Origin of the sequence: Thermovirga sp., assembly GCF_017656375.1 — a bacterium.
Classification (GTDB): domain Bacteria; phylum Synergistota; class Synergistia; order Synergistales; family Thermovirgaceae; genus Thermovirga.
In genome coordinates, this window is sequence record NZ_JACDOB010000001.1 from 121,176 (window position 1) to 139,585 (window position 18,410).

The 18,410-nt window shown below is 40.1% G+C and carries 13 protein-coding genes and 9 tRNA genes; 1 reads left to right on the forward strand and 21 read right to left on the reverse strand.

Going from position 1 to position 18,410, the window contains the following annotated elements:
- Positions 1-13: 13 nt before the first annotated feature.
- From H0Z23_RS00630 to H0Z23_RS00705, 16 genes are all read right to left on the reverse strand, one after another.
- Entirely contained in the window at positions 14-1,315 is a 1,302-nt protein-coding gene (locus tag H0Z23_RS00630) for a folylpolyglutamate synthase/dihydrofolate synthase family protein (protein WP_296866789.1), read from the reverse strand.
- Between the two features lie 13 nt (positions 1,316-1,328).
- Positions 1,329-3,992 carry a valine--tRNA ligase gene (locus H0Z23_RS00635; RefSeq protein ID WP_296866791.1) on the reverse strand — a complete coding sequence of 888 codons (2,664 nt, stop codon included), beginning with the start codon at positions 3,990-3,992 and terminating at the stop codon, positions 1,329-1,331.
- A gap of 36 nt (positions 3,993-4,028) precedes the next feature.
- Positions 4,029-4,649 carry a ribosome biogenesis GTP-binding protein YihA/YsxC gene (yihA, locus tag H0Z23_RS00640; RefSeq protein ID WP_296866793.1) on the reverse strand — a complete coding sequence of 207 codons (621 nt, stop codon included), beginning with the start codon at positions 4,647-4,649 and terminating at the stop codon, positions 4,029-4,031.
- Positions 4,650-4,651: 2 nt separating this feature from the next.
- Positions 4,652-7,039: an endopeptidase La gene (gene lon, locus H0Z23_RS00645; RefSeq protein WP_366928857.1), complete on the reverse strand. Its 2,388-nt coding sequence runs from the start codon at positions 7,037-7,039 to the stop codon at positions 4,652-4,654.
- A gap of 1 nt (position 7,040) precedes the next feature.
- Positions 7,041-8,366: an ATP-dependent Clp protease ATP-binding subunit ClpX gene (gene clpX / locus H0Z23_RS00650; protein WP_296866795.1), complete on the reverse strand. Its 1,326-nt coding sequence runs from the start codon at positions 8,364-8,366 to the stop codon at positions 7,041-7,043.
- A 150-nt stretch (positions 8,367-8,516) separates the two neighbouring features.
- On the reverse strand, positions 8,517-9,095 hold the full coding sequence (clpP, locus tag H0Z23_RS00655; RefSeq protein WP_296866796.1) for an ATP-dependent Clp endopeptidase proteolytic subunit ClpP: 579 nt from the start codon (positions 9,093-9,095) through the stop codon (positions 8,517-8,519).
- 43 nt (positions 9,096-9,138) lie between these two features.
- A complete protein-coding gene (gene tig / locus H0Z23_RS00660; RefSeq protein ID WP_296866798.1) occupies positions 9,139-10,509 on the reverse strand; it encodes a trigger factor in 1,371 nt (456 codons plus the stop codon).
- Between the two features lie 211 nt (positions 10,510-10,720).
- Positions 10,721-10,805: transfer RNA gene (locus tag H0Z23_RS00665), tRNA-Leu, on the reverse strand.
- Positions 10,806-10,813: 8 nt separating this feature from the next.
- A tRNA-Lys gene (locus tag H0Z23_RS00670) sits at positions 10,814-10,889 on the reverse strand.
- Between the two features lie 153 nt (positions 10,890-11,042).
- Positions 11,043-11,118, reverse strand: a tRNA-Lys gene (locus H0Z23_RS00675).
- Between the two features lie 21 nt (positions 11,119-11,139).
- A tRNA-Arg gene (locus tag H0Z23_RS00680) sits at positions 11,140-11,216 on the reverse strand.
- Between the two features lie 8 nt (positions 11,217-11,224).
- Positions 11,225-11,301 (reverse strand) — tRNA-His (locus H0Z23_RS00685).
- A gap of 15 nt (positions 11,302-11,316) precedes the next feature.
- Positions 11,317-11,393: transfer RNA gene (locus H0Z23_RS00690), tRNA-Arg, on the reverse strand.
- Between the two features lie 9 nt (positions 11,394-11,402).
- Positions 11,403-11,478, reverse strand: a tRNA-Gly gene (locus H0Z23_RS00695).
- Between the two features lie 7 nt (positions 11,479-11,485).
- A tRNA-Pro gene (locus tag H0Z23_RS00700) sits at positions 11,486-11,563 on the reverse strand.
- A 43-nt stretch (positions 11,564-11,606) separates the two neighbouring features.
- Positions 11,607-11,681 (reverse strand) — tRNA-Ala (locus H0Z23_RS00705).
- A 234-nt stretch (positions 11,682-11,915) separates the two neighbouring features.
- On the opposite strand from H0Z23_RS00705, the gene H0Z23_RS00710 reads away from it, so the two are divergent.
- Complete coding sequence (locus H0Z23_RS00710) at positions 11,916-12,203, forward strand: YerC/YecD family TrpR-related protein (protein WP_014163221.1); 288 nt, start codon at positions 11,916-11,918, stop codon at positions 12,201-12,203.
- Between the two features lie 112 nt (positions 12,204-12,315).
- Here the strand turns inward: H0Z23_RS00710 and H0Z23_RS00715 are convergent, their stop codons facing one another.
- The 5 genes from H0Z23_RS00715 to cobO form a co-directional block, all read right to left on the reverse strand.
- Entirely contained in the window at positions 12,316-13,452 is a 1,137-nt protein-coding gene (locus H0Z23_RS00715; protein ID WP_296866803.1) for a DUF362 domain-containing protein, read from the reverse strand.
- A complete protein-coding gene (gene nth / locus H0Z23_RS00720) occupies positions 13,453-14,199 on the reverse strand; it encodes an endonuclease III (RefSeq protein ID WP_296866805.1) in 747 nt (248 codons plus the stop codon).
- Positions 14,171-16,669, reverse strand: coding sequence for an ATP-binding protein (locus H0Z23_RS00725; RefSeq protein WP_296866807.1), 2,499 nt, complete (start codon positions 16,667-16,669; stop codon positions 14,171-14,173). Before H0Z23_RS00725 ends, nth begins: the two co-directional genes overlap by 29 nt.
- Positions 16,662-17,720: a tRNA 2-thiouridine(34) synthase MnmA gene (gene mnmA / locus H0Z23_RS00730; RefSeq protein WP_296866809.1), complete on the reverse strand. Its 1,059-nt coding sequence runs from the start codon at positions 17,718-17,720 to the stop codon at positions 16,662-16,664. The genes H0Z23_RS00725 and mnmA overlap by 8 nt, the downstream gene beginning before the upstream one ends.
- Positions 17,721-17,789: 69 nt before the next feature.
- On the reverse strand, positions 17,790-18,320 hold the full coding sequence (gene cobO / locus H0Z23_RS00735; protein WP_296866811.1) for a cob(I)yrinic acid a,c-diamide adenosyltransferase: 531 nt from the start codon (positions 18,318-18,320) through the stop codon (positions 17,790-17,792).
- Positions 18,321-18,410 lie beyond the last annotated feature (90 nt).

Here is an 18,410-nt window from a genome sequence, read left to right on the forward strand (position 1 = left end):
GAGGCAGTACCTCCTAAATAATAAGCTTATAAAGCCTGTCTATTAGATATAAGCTTCCACAACACAACGTTACATCATTGCAATTTAGCGCGCTTTCAAAGGCCACTGCAAGATCTTCTTCTGGCACGCATCGACCTTTCCAACCTATTTCATTAGCTACCTTAGCCAATTGTTGCGGAGTCTCGCTTCTATCCATTTCAGGCACAGATACCAAAAAAAGATCTCCGTCTATTTCATTCAATATTTTTAGACTTTCTTCATACTCTTTATCCTTCATAGCGGCAAAAAGTATAGAGAACTTCATATTAGGAAAAATACTCTTTACAGTAGAAACTAATGATGCCATTCCATGAGGGTTGTGAGCTCCATCCAAAATAATGGTCTTTCCATGCATCTTTATAACTTCAAATCGTCCAGGCCATCTAGCATTCAAAAGCCCAGCTCTAATGGTGTTTTCAGAAATTTCAACAGCCTTCTGAGTTTCCAAAAGATGTATCGCCATCAAAGCGTTAGCAGCGTTTCTTACCTGATGGGAACCTTTTAAATTTATTTTTAAGTTTTCCAAGGTTTTTTCTTGAGTGTCAATATCAAATGTTGTTTCTAAAAGATCCATCTTTCTAAAACTTGTTTTCCATTCTCTAGTTGTGATATGTCCTTCGTTATTCAACCTTTTACAATTGGCTACGTATAAATTCTCTACGCTGAGGTTACCACCTATATAACAACTTTTTCCATTTGGCCTTAATGCTGAAAATTTCTCAGTTGCTATCGACAGGATATCATTACCCAGATATTCCTGATGATCCATAGCTATGTCTGTAAAAACTGAGGCTAGAACGTTAGGCATGACATTAGTGGCATCTAAACGCCCCCCCAAACCAGCTTCTATTACCGCAAAATCAACTTTCGCCTCCGCAATCAGCGAAAAAGCTATAGCAGTTGAAACTTCAAAAAAAGAGGGTTTTTCTTCCATATTTTCTAAAATTTTTGCTGTTTCCTGAATTTTCTCTATCCATTTACCTGAAGGTAATGGGTTCCCATTGATAATGAGCCTTTCTCCAAAATGGTATATATGTGGGCTGGAATAGAGAGCGGATTTAATCCCTGATTCTCTCAATATGGAATCTATAAAACATGCCGTAGATCCCTTACCATTAGTGCCTAAAACGTGAATTGCCCTAAATTTACGCTCAGGATTGCCAAGCTCTTTAAGGAGCTTGGCAATCCTTCCCAGTCCAGGTTTTATGCTATTGCTTGATATTTTAGCTATTAAAGATTCAATTTCTTCAAAGCAAACGTCAATTGATTTCTGCATCTTTCAAATATTCCTAACGTAACCTTTCTAAGTTCGTCTCTATCTTTCTTAATTTTTCTTCGTTTTCCTTAAGTTTTCTTCTTTCTTTTTCCACTACATCTGCTGGGGCATTTGCTGTAAATTTCTCATTGCTCAGTTTGTTTTCAGATTTTTTAATTGCCTCCATAATACTCTTTCGCTCTTTCTCCAGCCTTTTTATCTCTTCCTCGATATTTATAACCCCATCTACAGCCAAGAAAGCCTCTCCGTAATCGGATACAGAAGCCAATGCCCTTTTAGGTTTAGAACTATCCTGATCAAGGAAAAGTATATTTTCTACTTTGGTGAGCATTTTCACCATATCTTCATTGTCTTTAATAAACTGGCGATTTTGAGCGTCCTGTATTAATAAATAGCACTCAGAGACCTTCTTTTGCGGTGCTAACCTAGCCTCAGCTCTGAGATTTCTTATGTCTCTGATAACATCCTGCAAAGTAGACATCTTCTCCTCTACATCTTGGTCGCCTTCGCCATAAACACTGGGCTTTGGCCAGCTTTCCCTCTCTATAAATTGGTTGGAGAAATCAAAAGCATGCCACAACTCCTCAGTTACAAAGGGGATGAAAGGATGAAGGAGCTTGAGAACATCTTTGAAAACATCTAATAATACCTTCTGTGATGTTTTCTTCCTAAGATCTCCTTCGTCTCCTTTCAATGCAGGTTTCGCCATTTCTAAATACCAGTCACAAAGGTCACTCCATACAAAATCGTAGAGAAGTCTAGCAGCTTCGCCATAATGGTACCCTTCAAGATAATTGGTCACACTCTCCACAACTTTCCACAATCGAACTTTTATCCATTTATCATGATTCCTCAAGTTTAAATCTTCCTCACGAATACCATCAAAGTCGCTAGTATTCATGAGAGCAAATCTAGCTGCATTCCATATTTTGTTAAGGAAATGCCTGTATGTTTCTATTCTTTCCTTACTTAGATAGATGTCTCGACCTTGCACTGTTAAAGCTGCCAACGTCATTCGGAGAGCATCTGCTCCATAAACGTTGATTATTTCAAGGGGGTCTATGACGTTACCTTTGGATTTGCTCATTTTTTGCCCGTGCTCATCTCTTACAAGGGCATGAATGTAAACTTGCTCAAAAGGTACATCTCTCATAAATTTGAGTCCCATCATTATCATTCTGGCTACCCAGAAAAAAAGGATGTCAAAACCTGTAATTAAAAGGCTTGTTGGATAGTAATATTGCAAATCCTTAGTTTCCTCTGGCCAGCCAAGAGTGGAGAAAGGCCAAAGGGCACTACTGAACCACGTATCCAACACATCTTCGTCCTGCTGTATGTTTTTGCTGCGACATTTTTCACAACACGAAGGATCTTCTTCTGACACTGTTACATGGCCGCAATCATTACACGTCCACGCAGGAATGCGATGGCCCCACCAAAGCTGCCTTGAAATGCACCAATCTCTTATGTTTTCCATCCATTGGAAATAAGTATTTTCCCATTGTTCAGGAATTATTTCTATCTTACCTTCTTTTACTGCCCTAATTCCCTCTTCCGCTAAAGGCTTGGTTTTCACAAACCACTGTTCTGAGAGATACGGCTCAATTACTGTTCCACAACGATAACAATGACCTACTGAATGTTCATACTCAATGACATCAACTAGAAGGCCTTTATCCTTAAGCATTTCTGTTATTTTGTCTCTTGCTTCAAACCTATCTAGACCCATAAAGTAATTTCCGGCTTGCTCATTCATCCTACCGTTTTCATCAATTACCTGGATTTGAGGCAAATTATGCCTTTGTCCTACTAAAAAGTCGTTAGGGTCATGAGCTGGAGTAATTTTAACCAAGCCTGTCCCAAATTCTGGATCTACCATGTTGTCCTCTATTATCGGTATGACCCTATCACATAGTGGAACCATTACCTTTTTGCCAATATAAACAGAATTTTTTTCATCTCTGGGATGAACAGCTATAGCCACGTCCCCTAAAATAGTTTCAGGCCTAGTTGTGGCCACCACAACCCCACCTTCTGAATTATCTGCAAATGGATACAATACGTAATATAGTTTTCCTTTTTTAGGGTCATGTTCTACCTCTAAATCTGACAGTGCTGTGTGACATCTGGGGCACCAATTTATAATGTACTTCCCTTTGTATATAAGTCCCTCTTTATAAAGCCTTACAAATACGGCACGCACTGCTTTGGACAGCCCCTCATCCATAGTGAAGCGCTCTCTCTCCCAATCGCATGAGGCCCCCAATTTTTTTAATTGGTTTATTATTCTGCTTCCATATTCTTCTTTCCACTGCCAAATTCTCTGCACAAAAGCATCTCTTCCAAGATCATGTCTGGTTTTACCTTCCTCATGAAGTTTTCTTTCTACCACATTCTGAGTTGCTATCCCTGCATGATCTGTTCCTGGTAGCCACATGACATTGTATCCAGCCATGCGTTTATACCTACACGATATATCTTGCAAGGTGTTGTTAAGAGCATGTCCCATATGAAGAGAACCAGTTACATTAGGAGGAGGAATAACGACGCTAAAGGGTTTTCTCTGATCATCAGGTTCAGAATGAAATGCGCCTGATTCCAACCATCTTTCATACCACTTATCTTCCAAAGGTGTCGGGTCATAGCTTTTCCCTATTTCTCTTGAATTTTGAGCCATACTATGTCCTCCTCCGCAACTTTTGATTTTTGCTATTTAGTTTATATTTTCTTTCTGTGTTTTATCGAGTTTCATGTCAATGTAACTCATCAAAAAACCTTTCAGTTCGTCAAGTCCTGTTTTGTCTACGGATGAAACGCATAAAGGACCAAGCACTTCTGGAAACATTTTACCTGCATACTTCTTCAAATAATTGAGTCTTTTTGTAGTCGGTACCTTGTCAACTTTTGTAAAAACCACCAGGCTCTGTAGTCCCTGAGTTTTCATCCAATTTTGGAGTAGTATATCATTTTCCAAGAATCCATGACGAAAATCAACTAAATGTACTACTAGAATAAGAGATGATCTTTGTTTTGAATAAAAATCAATAAGCTTAGCCCACTTATTTCTTTCTGCTTTATCTCTTCTAGCATAGCCAAATCCAGGCAAGTCTACTAGGCAAAACTTATTTTTTGCCTCCACCATGTAAAAATTTATGCTTCTAGTCTTTCCCGGACTACCACTAACTTTGGCTATCTTAGTACCTAGCAATAAGTTTATTAGCGACGATTTCCCTACATTAGATCTCCCCGCAAAAGCAATTTCAGGATATTTTTCAGGAGGAAATTGGTCTTTTGCAAAAGATGTAGCTATCAATTTTCCATGCCACTTTTTCATCTTTAATTACCACTCACACATCTAATTATTGCTTCCCTTACTTCACTTACAAAAGTTATTTTTAAACCCTTAATTAACCACTGGGGTATTTCTTCTACATCTATCTTGTTACCTTCAGGAAGAATTACCTCTTTCATTCCATACCGTCTCGCTGCTAAAATTTTTTCTTTTATGCCTCCAACAGGTAGCACCATTCCACGTAAGGTTGTTTCTCCAGTTATAGCAATATCGTTGCGAATCTTGCGCCTTGAGGCCACTGAGTAAATCACTGTAGCTAAAGCTACACCAGCAGAAGGGCCATCTTTGGGAATCGCTCCCTCAGGAACATGTATATGTATATCCAGTTCATCCCACTTCACGTCATTTATGCCTAATTCTTCTGAATGAGCTTTCAAATAGCTTAACGCTGCCCTGGCAGATTCTTGCATAACTTCCCCCAGGTTGCCCGTCAATATTATGTTCCCTTTCCCTTTCATGGTTACAGCCTCTATTATCAACACATCTCCGCCAGCTTGAGTCCAAGCCAAGCCCACGATAGCTCCTATCTGAGGCTCTTTAGGCAAGCCAGCATCATAGTGCCTTGGCACCCCTAGATACCTTCGGAGGTCTTTTACTCCGATCTTTTCGGCTACCACTTCAGATTTTTTTTGTTGTTCTTCCACAATGCGTTTTGTTACCTTTCTAGCGATTTTGGCTAATTGGCGCTCAAGTTCTCTAACCCCTGCTTCATGGGTATAATCGGAAATAATTTTCTTTGTGGCAGTTGGTAATATTGTCAGTTCCTTGTTGCTTAAGCCGTGTTCCTTAAGGACTTTGGGTATGAGGTGTTTTTTGGCTATTTGATATTTCTCTTCCAATACATATCCTGACAATTTTATAACTTCCATCCTATCCAATAATGGTTTAGGAATTGTGTGTACCACGTTGGCTGTAGTTATGAACATAACATTGCTTAAATCAAAAGGCACTTCAAGGAAATGGTCTGTGAAAGTACTATTTTGTTCAGGATCCAATACCTCGAGGAGAGCAGCAGCAGGATCCCCTCTAAAATCTGCTCCAATCTTATCTATTTCATCCAACAAGATCACTGGATTTTTAGTTCCTGCCTGACGAACTTTTTGAATTATCCTACCTGGCAAGGAACCAATGTAGGTTCTTCTGTGTCCCCTTATTTCTGCCTCATCTCTAATACCACCAAGGGACATATTTACAAATCTCCTGCCAGTAGCTTTAGCAATAGACCTACCCAAGGACGTTTTACCTACCCCTGGAGGGCCCACAAAACATAAAACTTGGGATTTTACTTTCCCTGATGCTTTCTTTCGAACAGCCAGAAATTCTAATATTCTCTCTTTTGCCTTTTCCAAACCATAATGGTCTTCGTCTAACACTTTTTGGGCTAATTTAATATCTACAGTGTCTCTAGTGCGCTTTTCCCAAGGCATGTTTATGAGCCAATCAATGTATGTACGTACAACTGTGGCCTCAGCAGAAAGTGGAGGCATCTTGGACATCCGCTCAAGTTCATGTAGGGCTTTCTCTTGGGCCTCAGGAGACATTTTGGCTTCTATTACGTTCTTTCTAAGCATTTCTATCTCTGAAAATTCTTCATTTTGCCCTAACTCACTTTGTATAACCCGAAGCTGCTCTCTGAGATAATATTCTTTCTGGCTTTTCTCAAGCTGTTGCTTAACCTTCTCTTGGATAGATAGCTCAAGCTGCAAAAGTTCGATTTCCCGAAACAAAACCTTCAATATCTTTTCCATTCTTTCTTTTACGTCAATAGTTTCCAGTATGTTCTGCCGATCTTTTATTTTTATCATCAAATGAGATGCCACTAGATCCGCCAATTGCGAAGGATCTTCCGCATCCGTCACAGTCATTAAAATCTCTGGAGGTATCCTGGGGTGTAGAGAAACATATTTCTCAAATTGACTCAAAACTGATCTTTTCAATGGTTCCAAAGACCAGTGATCACTTTTCTCATGTTCCTCTTCTTTTACATTCTTATAGACACACATGTAGAAATCATCAGAAAAAATCAATTCTTTTACATAAACCCTTTTAGTTCCCTCTATTAGCACTTTCGTCGTGCCATCTGGCAACCTCACCATTTGCAACACATTTGCTAATACTCCTACTTCATATAAATCATCTAGGGTAGGCTCCTCAATTTCCATGTCCTTTTGGGTTACAATACAAATTCTCCTATCTCCATTATTTAAGGCCCACTCGAGAGCTTTTTTAGAGCGCACCCTACCCACAAAAAGAGGCGTAACTACTCCAGGGAAAAGCACTATATCTCTTACTGGTAAAAGAGGAAGGATATCTTTTTCTTTTCCGGTTTCTATATCATAATTCAAACTATTTTCCAGCTTGTCCTTTGTCAATCTATGCTACCTCCTCATTTCCACTCTTATCCTTATACTCAATTATGGGACCTTTCTTATCTTTTACGTATTCTTCGTCAATTATAACTTTCCGCAAGCTTTTAGCTTTAGCCGGAAATTCGTACATTAAATCAAGCATCAATGTTTCAAGTATAGATCTCAAGCCTCTTGCTCCTGTATCTCGTTTTTTCGCTTCTTCAGCTATACTCAAAAGGGCTTTTTCCGTCACTTCAAGCTCTATCCCTTCCATCGCGAAAGCTTTCTTATACTGTTTAATGAGGGCATTCTTGGGTTCTACAAGAATCTTGACTAAATCTTCCGTATCCAAAGCATCCATTGGAGCTATGACAGGAAGCCTACCTACAAATTCAGGAATAAAACCATATACAAGAAGATCTTCTGGCATAACATGTCTCAGAATTTTGCCAGCATTCTCATCTTCTGACGCAAGTTTTCCTCCAAAACCTATGATTTTTTTATTGAGTCGCCTTTCTATTATTTCTTCCAGACCGTCAAATGCTCCTCCACAGATAAAAAGGATATTCTTAGTGTTTACCTGTATAAAATCTTGATGAGGGTGCTTACGCCCTCCTTTTGGTGGCACATTAGCTACGGTTCCTTCTATTATCCTAAGTAGCGCTTGTTGTACTCCTTCTCCAGACACGTCTCTTGTGATTGACACAGATTGGGACTTCCTGGTGATTTTATCAATCTCGTCAATGTAGATAATACCCCTTTCGGCCAAAGCCACATCATAATCTGCTGCCTGCAAAAGTCTAACTAAAATGTTTTCTACATCTTCTCCAACGTAGCCTGCCTCTGTAAGTGTTGTTGCATCGGCTATTGCAAAAGGCACCTCAAGCATCTTCGCCAGAGTCTCCGCCAAGAGCGTTTTTCCACATCCTGTTGGCCCTATCAAGAGCACATTGCTCTTAGCCATTTCCACCTCATCATCTTTACTTTTACCAAGCTCGAAAATTCTTTTATAGTGATTGTATACCGCTACAGCCAAGACTTTTTTAGCGTACTCTTGGCCTATTACGTATTGATCGAGAAACTCCTTTATCTCCGTTGGCTTTGGTAAATTTTTGCTACTTTCCCTACTAACCCCAGGCCTTTCATTATAGTGATCTTTGCCTAGCATCTCTCCTTGAGGATCTACAAGGTCATTCCTCAAGATAATATTGCAAAGATTTATACATTCATCACAAATATAAACCCCTGGTCCTGCCACAAGCTTCTTGACTTCTTTCTGTGATTTTCCACAAAAAGAGCACCTGTGCTCTATTTCCCTTCTCCCATCTTTACCCTTTGAAATATTACTCATTTGAGTGCACCTCTCAATTCGCATCGCTCTTTCGATTTCTATATTTATTCATGTTATTTTACAAGAAACAAAGGGAGGCCGCTATTGGACTCCCTTTTATTTTACGTCCGTTTTTATCATACACATATCCTTAACAACAAGCTTAGGTTTTTATCTTTTCTCTATCACTTGATCTATAATACCATATTTTTTTGCTTCCTCAGCAGACATAAAGAAATCTCTGTCGGTATCAGCTTCTATCTTCTCCCTTGGTTGTTTGGTATGATATGTAAGTATGTCATTCAATCTCTCTTTCAGTCTAAGAATTTCCTTGGCATGAATTTCTATATCCACAGCCTGCCCTTGTGCGCCTCCTAATGGTTGGTGCAACATTATTCTGGCACTTGGAAGAGCTACTCTCTTGCCAGGTTCTCCGCCCGCCAGAAGAACCGCTGCCATACTAGCAGCTTGACCAATACAAATAGTAGAAACGGGACATTTTATATACTGCATAGTGTCATATATAGCTAATCCAGAAGTTATTACACCCCCAGGACTGTTAATATATACATAAACATCCTTCTCTGGATCCTCGCTTTCGAGGAAGAGCAACTGGGCAACCACTAGGTTAGCCAAATGATCATCAATGGCTTCCCCTATAAACACTATTCGGTCTTTTAAAAGGCGACTATATATGTCGTATGCCCTTTCGCCCCTCCCGGTTTGCTCTATGACCATAGGTACGAGCATAGACATACCTCCCAACGCTAAATTATTTTTGCTAGACATTAGATTAATTCTCTTCTGCACTATTCCCCTCGTTTTCCTTCTTGCTTACAGACACTTCCTTAATCTTTATACGGTTCATCAAATTATTCACTGTTTTCTCAAACCTAATTTTCCCTATTATGTTCGATAACCTTTCTTTGTCATGAGCAAGCACCTGTTGTACCCTTTCAGGGTCAGCATTTACAGACTGGGCAAGTTTAGCTATCTCTTGCTGTAGATCTTCTCTTTCCACCGATATACCCTCTTTTTCTGCCATTGCTTCCAGCACTAGAGTTCTCTTGACTAACTTTTCCGCATATTTCCTGAGGTTCTCATTATATTCTTCTTCGTTTAAATTTACTTCCTTAGCATATTCTTCCCACGATTTCCCGAAACGTTTCTGGACCATATTTACGTCCTCGTTTCTGAGCTCTTCCATTTGACGCTTTATTAAGGTTTCAGGCAACTCTACAGAACTTTTGTCACATATTAATTCGACAGCTCTCTCTTTAGCCGCTTCCCAGCTTTCATCGCTGAACCTCTTTTCCAAAGTTTCTTTTATTTTCTGCCTGAAAGTGTCTTCATCCTGTACATCTTCCCCAAAGACTTTCGCAAAAAGGTCCGCTCCCACCTCTGGTAATTTTTTCTCGAATATAGATAGTATCTCTATACTGTAACCAACTCTCTCAGTTTCTTCAGCATTAGAAACTTCATCGCCTGATTTATTTTCCTTTTCTTTAGGCACTTCCAATTCGACGTCAACTTTATCTCCAACCTCTTTGCCCAGCAGAGCATCTAAAAACTCTTTTCGCAAAGTGCTAGGGGAAAGCTCTACTGTTGTCTTTTGAGGTTCCTGAGATTCATCATTCCCCTCAACTTTTACGGTATAATTAATTTCAACTATGTCTCCTTCTTTGGCAGGTCTTCCTTCCACCTGCTCTTTTTCAGAGAAAGAAAATCGTATCTCCTCCACAGCTTTGTCTATCAACTCATCGTTTACTTCCACTACTTCTCTTTCAACCTCAAGCTCTTCAATCTCTGGAAGCTCAACCTCAGGGCGGGTTTCAAACGTAAAAGTTAGATTGAGAGGCTCGCCATCCTTTATTTCATCAATCTCCACTTTTGGCCTGTCGATTAGATCAAGCCCATAATCTTCTACAATCTTATCCAGCATCTCCGGTATCAATTTCTCCAAAGCTTCGGACTGAATAGCCTCTTTGCCCAAGTGTAGAAGCAAGACGTTTCTAGGCACTCTTCCTTTTCGAAAGCCTTTTATGTTAGCTTTTTTTCTTAGCTCGTTTATAGCCTCTTCGAAGGATTTTTTAAAATCCTCCTGTGACACCTGAGCCTGTATTTTTACTACATTTTTCTCCTGGGATATTATTTCCGAACGCAATTGCTACAACTCCCTCCAAAAATTCTTATATTTTTGTTTCTCAACTATACCTACCAGTCATAAGCTTTAGCTTATTACAAAAACAATACAGCTTGAAAATATTAACACAAATGGCAACTTATAGAAAGATAAGAAACAGAGCATAATCAAAATCTTCAAACAAAAGAAACCCCTCCATAATGGAAAAGAAGGGGTTTCGTTACTTCACTCTTGGTGCGAGAGAGGGGACTCGAACCCCTACGCCCGAAGGCACTGGATCCTAAGTCCAGCGCGTATACCAATTCCGCCACTCTCGCAAAACCTTTGGTGGGTCATACAGGAATCGAACCTGTAACCCCCTGATTAAGAGTCAGGTGCTCTGCCAGTTGAGCTAATGACCCAAAATAAAACCGCCACTTACACAGAACAGAGAACATTCTAAATAGGGCAAGCTATATTGTCAACATACTGCCATAGCAATCCAAAAATGCACAACAGCGGTCAGGGTATACAAAAAAGGTTCCAGACTCCTCTGGAACCACAACCTACAACTTTGGTGGGCCATACAGGAATCGAACCTGTAACCCCCTGATTAAGAGTCAGGTGCTCTGCCAGTTGAGCTAATGGCCCAAAAAACAAAACCGCAAACCTTGGCGCGCCCGGCAGGATTTGAACCCGCGACCTACGGATCCGAAGTCCGCCGCTCTATCCAGCTGAGCTACGGGCGCTTGTAACATGGGGTGAGCGAGGGGAATCGAACCCCCAACCTCTGGAGCCACAGTCCAGCGCTCTGACCAATTGAGCTACGCCCACCATAAGTTTACAATATGGCGCGCTTGGCAGGATTCGAACCTGCGACCTACGGATTAGAAGTCCGTTGCTCTATCCAACTGAGCTACAAGCGCGTTTTAAGCTGGAGCGGGAAACGGGATTCGAACCCGCGACCTACGGCTTGGAAGGCCGTCGCTCTGCCAACTGAGCTATTCCCGCCTTTGCTTGGTCGGGGCGAAAGGATTCGAACCTTCGACCCCCTGCTCCCAAAGCAGGTGCGCTAACCAGACTGCGCTACGCCCCGATATTCTACACAAAAGTAACACCCTTTACAACCCTTTGCCCTTTGGTGGAGCTGGGGGGACTCGAACCCCCGACCTCTTCCGTGCGAAGGAAGCGCGCTCCCTCTGCGCTACAGCCCCTGGTAACAATTCCCAAGTGCCGGCGACAATTCTAGATTCCAACAGGTACATTGTCAAGTCCTTTGCATCTTTGTATTTTAGATTCCTACAAAGTCCCTAAATTATAAAAATTTACTCTATTTAGCAATTTCACGCAGCAACACTTGTGTATTGTAAAACATGTTGATAAAATAAAGTAGACCATATCATTTTAGTTACTTAATTAACACAATTTGTGAAGGAGGAAGACAAATTATGACAGAAAAATGGAAAGACAGACTAACAGACCAGCTTTGTAAGGCCATTCTTTCGTTAGAAACTCCGGAAGAAGTATATGCCCTGTTAGAAGACATAGCAACAATCGGTGAAATCAGGGCATTGGCACAAAGATTGGAAGTTGCGAGGCTATTAAGCGAGGGTTACACGTATCCTCAGATAGCCCAACAGACAGGAGCCAGCACAGCTACCATAAGCAGAGTTAAGAAATTCTTAGAATATGGAGCTGACGGTTATAAGACAGTACTTGAAAGAATAAAAGAGTAACCTCCATTTGTAATATTTAAGAAGTAGCGGGAGGGACAGAATATTGGCAGCGTAAAGTTTTGTTATACGTCCCTCCTCGCATTCTGCCTGTAAGTCATTGTTTATAGTTCAGTTACCTGCCAATTATTTTTTTAAGCATACTGTCTCTTAATTCCATCGAGCCATTGGGACACATCTCGTGGCAACAGAGGCATTTCACACATTTGGATCTATCTATAATTGGAAAGGGTTCCATTTTTATAGCATTTACAGGACAGACTTTTTTGCAGATACCACATTTAAGACAATTATTCTTGTTCAGAACAGGATAGAAATACACCAAACTATGTGCGAACCCCCTCAGAAAGGAAGGAATTTTTGGTATAAATGTTGTTATTTTTTTGAAATCTTCGATTACCAGATCTTCAAAGGTTGCACCCACCAACTCAATTTCATTCAGAGAAGAGGGTCCACATCTTCTTCCTGCGGCTACATTGAGAAGTGGGACATCTAAGGGGTTTCTGTACCCCATCATATAAGCTGAGACCATATCCACAGCCAAGGCATTGTGAGAAGCTAAAATCCAACCTCCCCTCTTAGGTGTACCACGGGAAGGCCCGTTACCTTCCATAACAGTTATTGCATCCATAATGTGAAAATGCGGTTCTCTGAGAGTGTAAATATCTAAAATAGCTTCCAAAAACTGCCTTTGGTTGGTTGCAGCGTGAGCCTCTTTTCTTGTCTTTCTGTCGGCGATACCAAATATATTTTTTATACAACCCGTGATTAGCGTCTCCACGTGTGTCTTCAATTTGGCAACGTTGATTATAGAATACTCGTCATCCAGCCATATTTTTGAGACCCTGAGATACCGCAAATTAGTAGCAGTCTTATTTTCCACAGCAATAAGACCTCTGTCAGAAAGAAGCTCTACTTCCGCCAAGCCCTCCCGGGACAACTCTGCCATGCCCGTGACCTCAAAAAGGAGGTCCCTTTGTTCCGTAAAAATATATCCAGGATTATCTGCAACTATGAATTTTTTGTTGTCGCCAAGGGCATTTGAGATCACCTTGATTAATCCTTTAACAACTTCAGGGTGGGTGGTAACCGCATCCTCGGGATGCCGCGGTGCAAGCACATTAGGCTTTACTATAATTTGTTCCTTTAGCTCAGGCACTCCCCCAGCCCTCTCAATGGCCTCTGCTAAAGCTTTTTGGACCTTGTCAGGCTTATATTGGTAACATCTTGCACAACCAACTTTAAACTTCATTTAGGAACTATCTCCTCTGGATTTCGTCAATTCGCATAAATTCGCCAGAGGACATGTGGTGCATTTAGGTTTAACAGCCTTGCAAATGGCTCTGCCATGAGCAATCATGTTAAGGTGACCTCCTAAAAATCTTTCCTCTGGCACCACATTTTCTAAAAAACGCTCAATTTCTATAGGGGAAGTCTTTTCTTCTATAAAACCCAGTCTTTTTGAAATTCTCGCAACATGAGTATCCACGGGAAATGCAGGGATTCCTATATCAAATAACAAAACGCAAGCCACAGTTTTTGGGCCTACACCTGGAAGGGAGCCCAAAAATTCTTTTATATCTTCCTTATGCCAATCTCTAAGTTTTTTAAGACTGCACTCTCCTAATGAGTTATTTATCTTGGTTAAAATTGTTTTTATCCTTTGAGCCTTGACATTAGCTATCCCTGCGCTCCTTATAGCAGTAGCAACCTCTCCTACTTCTGCAGACATAACCTTATCCCACGATGGGAACCTATGTTTTAATGATTGCCAGGCATTATCCCTGTTTGCGTCATTGGTATTTTGAGATAGTACAGTTTTTATTAACCCATCAATAGGATCTTCAAAAGATTCATAAATAGGTTTTTTTTCATTGCCCCACGTTTCCTCTAGCAAGTCAAGGCTCGCAATTACCTTTTCGCTTGTACAGTTCCCATAAACATCTGTTGTTCTATTGATTTTTTTAGTTTTATTTTTCAGCCCCATTCTCATTTCCATCACTTCTATTTTTTTTAACAGGACGATTCTCTTTCTCTATATCTTTTTTTAACTTTATGGCTTTTTCCATCCACCCTCTAAGCTTTGCCATGACTTTGCCGTGAATGCTTTCCGGAGGGAAGCAACCATTTCCATCTGGAATCCCAGCCTCTACTCCAGTGAGCAGTTCAATTCCTTCGTCTATGCTCTTCACTGCCCAAATATGAAATTTTCCCAACGCAACGGCTTCAACGACCTCATGGTCTAACATTAAGTGTTGTACATTCTGCTCCGGAATAATCACACCTTGCTCTCCTGTAAGCCCATTGGCCTTACAATATTTGAAGAATCCTTCTATTTTCTCATTTACCCCACCAATAGGTTGAATATTGCCATGTTGATCCACAGAACCGGTGACTGCTATCCCTTGTTTTAGTGGTACTTCGGAGAGGGAAGAGAGCAAGCAATATAGCTCAGTGGAGGAAGCGCTGTCACCCTCTATGCCTGAATAAGTCTGCTCAAAAGTTATTCTAGCGGATAGAGACAAAGGAAAATCTTGGGCATATTTTTGCCCCAAATAGCTTTCCAATATCATTAGGCCTTTGTTGTGGATAGGCCCTGTCATCTTCACTTCTCTTTCTATGTTTACAATCCCTTCTGATCCCATATATGTGTTGGCAGTTATTCTAACAGGATGGCCGAAAGAGTAATCCCCCATATCCACAACCGTCAAACCATTTATCTGCCCAACTACTTCTCCATCTGTCTGAATTTTTATAGTTCCATCTCTATAAGCACTAAAAACTCTTTCTTCAACTAAATTAGCCCTAAATTTCTTTTCTTGCAGTGCCTTTATCACATGCTCTCTTTCAACTATTTCTGCATCTTTTGCCCATGCAGAAGCTTCTACTATGACCTCACAAATCTTATTAAATTGAGTAGACATCTTTTTGGAATGTCCAGCCAATCTAGAAGACCATTCTATGAGCTCTGCTAGGGCATCTACAGAAAAGTGCTTAAGGCCTTCCTTTTGCACAAACCCTCCTACAAAAAGGGCCATTTGTTTTTCGTTCTCTAAATCTCGGGGCATATCTACATCAAAGTCCGCTTTTATCTTGAATAACTTTTGGAACTCAGGATCATAAATATTCAGAAGATGATATAGTAAGCGGCTGCCTATAAGTATTACTTTAAGCTTGATATCTATAGGCTCAGGCCGCAAAGAAGATACAGGTATAATTCCCAATTGCTCACCAAGATTTTCTACCCTGATTTGTTGGGTTCTTATAACCCTCTTTAGAGTCTCCCATGACATAAAATTCCTTAATAGTTCCTCTGCCTGAAGTATCAAATATCCACCATTAGCCTTTTGAATAGCTCCAGATATGATTTTCCTGAAATCAGTAGCTAAAACTCCTTGGCGACTTTCGTATTCAATCTTCCCTGCCATGTTATAGTATGAAGGGTTAGTTTCCCATATGACAGGAGCACCGTTTTCTGGATTGTTGGTCACAAAGATATTCAAATCATACCGACCAAAATCTTGCTCATTTACAGAATCATCCCTGGCTGCTGCAACAAAGATACTAAAATTACTTATGATATCTTCTTGCAATGCGTCAAACCAATCTCCGAGTTTACCCTCATAGCCAAATTTTTCCTTTAATTCTTGCATATATGGCATTATCGCTGTTCGACATATTTCAGATTCTAATTCCTTGATTTCTTCCTTAAGCTTCTTTTCTTTATCCCTTATGAGCCTTAAAACCTCCAAAGTTTTCTGGGAAACAGCCTCTGATCTTTCTTGAAGGTCCTTTTGTTCCTCTTCTGAAAGAGCTTCAAAATCTTCTTGTTGCATCTCCTTATATTTAGGCTTTGTATTTTTGCCATTAGAAGGAGCGCCATCTTCCTGCTCTTCCGAGTCAGAGTCTGAGTTTTCATCTAAAATTACAGGAATGTTTACAAAACCTTGAGGCGTCCTTTTGATAGCAAAACCCTTTGCAAGAGCCCATTCTCTTAACTCTTCCATTAAGCCGTTAACTTCTTCCTGAAAATTCTTCACCAATTGAGCTTTTGCATCTTCATACTGATTATTTTCAAAAGTTTTACTGAGAACATTCTTAAGTTCTTCTATCATATCCGACATGTGTTTGGCGAGTTCAGGACCCTTACCTGCAGGCAAACTTAGAGCAACTGGCTCTTCAGGATTTTTAAAATTATATGCATATAAATAATCATCAGGGGCTTTCTCTCTTTTTGCCCTTTCTTTAACTCTTTCTAGAGTATATGTTGTTCTGCCACTTCCTTGACTGCCAACCACAAAAATGTTGTATCCTTTATTTGGAACGCTAAGGCCAAAAGAAATGGCCTCTACTGCTCTTTTCTGCCCAATTATCGTCTCTAATCCTCCTATGTCTCTGGTTGTCTCAAAACCCAAATCTGCAGGATTTGTCCTCTTGCGAAGTTTTTCTATACTTAATGGTTTAATCATTTTTATTCCCCCTAACACTTTTTTCGATAATGCCTCCACCAACAACTCTTGAGCCTGAATATAAAACTAAAGATTGTCCAGGCGCAACACTATAAACAGGTTTTATAGGTTTTATCATAAACCCTTTTTTGTTTATATTGAAAAAAATGCCCATTGTTGGTTTCGCTCTATAGCGATGTTTAAAAGCCAACAATGTTCCATCTATTATTTTCTCGTGCATTACAGCATTGCTGCAATATATTACGTTCGCTGACAGATCTTCCTTTCTCCCCACTACTATTACGTTCTCGTCTTTTCGTTTATCCACCACATACCAAGGGCCACCAGCTAGTCCCAATCCCTGCCTTTGCCCTATAGTATACTTATATATGCCATTATGGCGACCTAAAATTTCACCAGATACGCTAACAATTGCTCCTCTCTTGGTACTATCTATATTTTTCTCAAGAAAATTGTATAGTTCGCCTTTCTTCAAAAAACATAAATCCTCGCTCTCCTTCATGCCTTTTGTAATATCTGGAAAAACCTGAAGGGCTTTTTCCCAAATTTCATATTTAGTCTTTGTTCCATTAGGAAAGAGCAAATACGAATAAAATGTTTTTGGCAACCTATACAGCATATAACTTTGGTCCTTGGCTGGATCTATACCCCTGCACAGCTTAACATCCCTAGAAGCAGTTGATATTCTTGCATAATGTCCCGTAGCGATTTTATTGCAACCTTCTGTGTTAGCAATCTCCATTAAAACCTTGAATTTCACTCTTTCGTTGCATATTACGCATGGATTGGGAGTGAAACCTTTTTCGTAATTTCCTAAAAAATCGCAAAGAACTTCTCTTTTAAATAGTTCTTTGCTTTCATAAACTAAATGTTTATTTTTTACGCCCAAAGCCTCAGCAACCATCCTGGCTTTTTTGATGTTTGCTTCGGAATGAAACCCCTTAAAGAACAAAGTTACTGGCACTACGTCATAGCCGCTTTGCAACAGCTCAAGACATGCCATGGTGCTATCTACTCCGCCACTAAATCCAAGCAGGACTCTCTCGACCAATTTTTACACCTCATCCAAATTTTTACACTGCAAAATTCCACTAAGTCTATAAGCTTATTGATATAAGCATTAATATTCTATGCATTTCCGGCCAGAACATCCCTTAGCATATGGATGTTTTACTTCTACCATTTCTGTTACATAATCTGCCTCATCGATAAGTTGCTTAGGAGCATTTCTTCCTGTTAGGACAATTTCTACATTTGTTGGGCGTTTTTTGATGATTTCCAAAACCTCTTCGAGCTTAAGAAGGCCATAATCAAGAACAACATTTATTTCATCCAATACGACCAAATCATACTCTCCAGAAGTTATCGCTTCTTTTGCCAATCTAAGTCCCTCTTCTGCGCCTTTGTAATCCTCTGGATCAGGGTTTGCACGATCAACAAAATCCGGTCTCCCAGTTAAGTAATGAGTTATATTACTAAATTTCTTAAGCCCTTCTATTTCTCCATAATAGGGCCAGCCTTTCATAAATTGAATTATAGATACCTTGGCTCCATGTCCAGCAGCTCTAAGCGCCAAGCCCAAGGCTGCCGTAGTTTTTCCTTTCCCATTGCCTGTATAAACATGAATCAACCCTTTTTCTAGATAAGACATATTTCCCACCTCACCTGTCAAAATCATCTATATCTTAAATGCCATCTTGAGTAGATTCTTTATACACATTACAATGCCTTCAGATTGGGG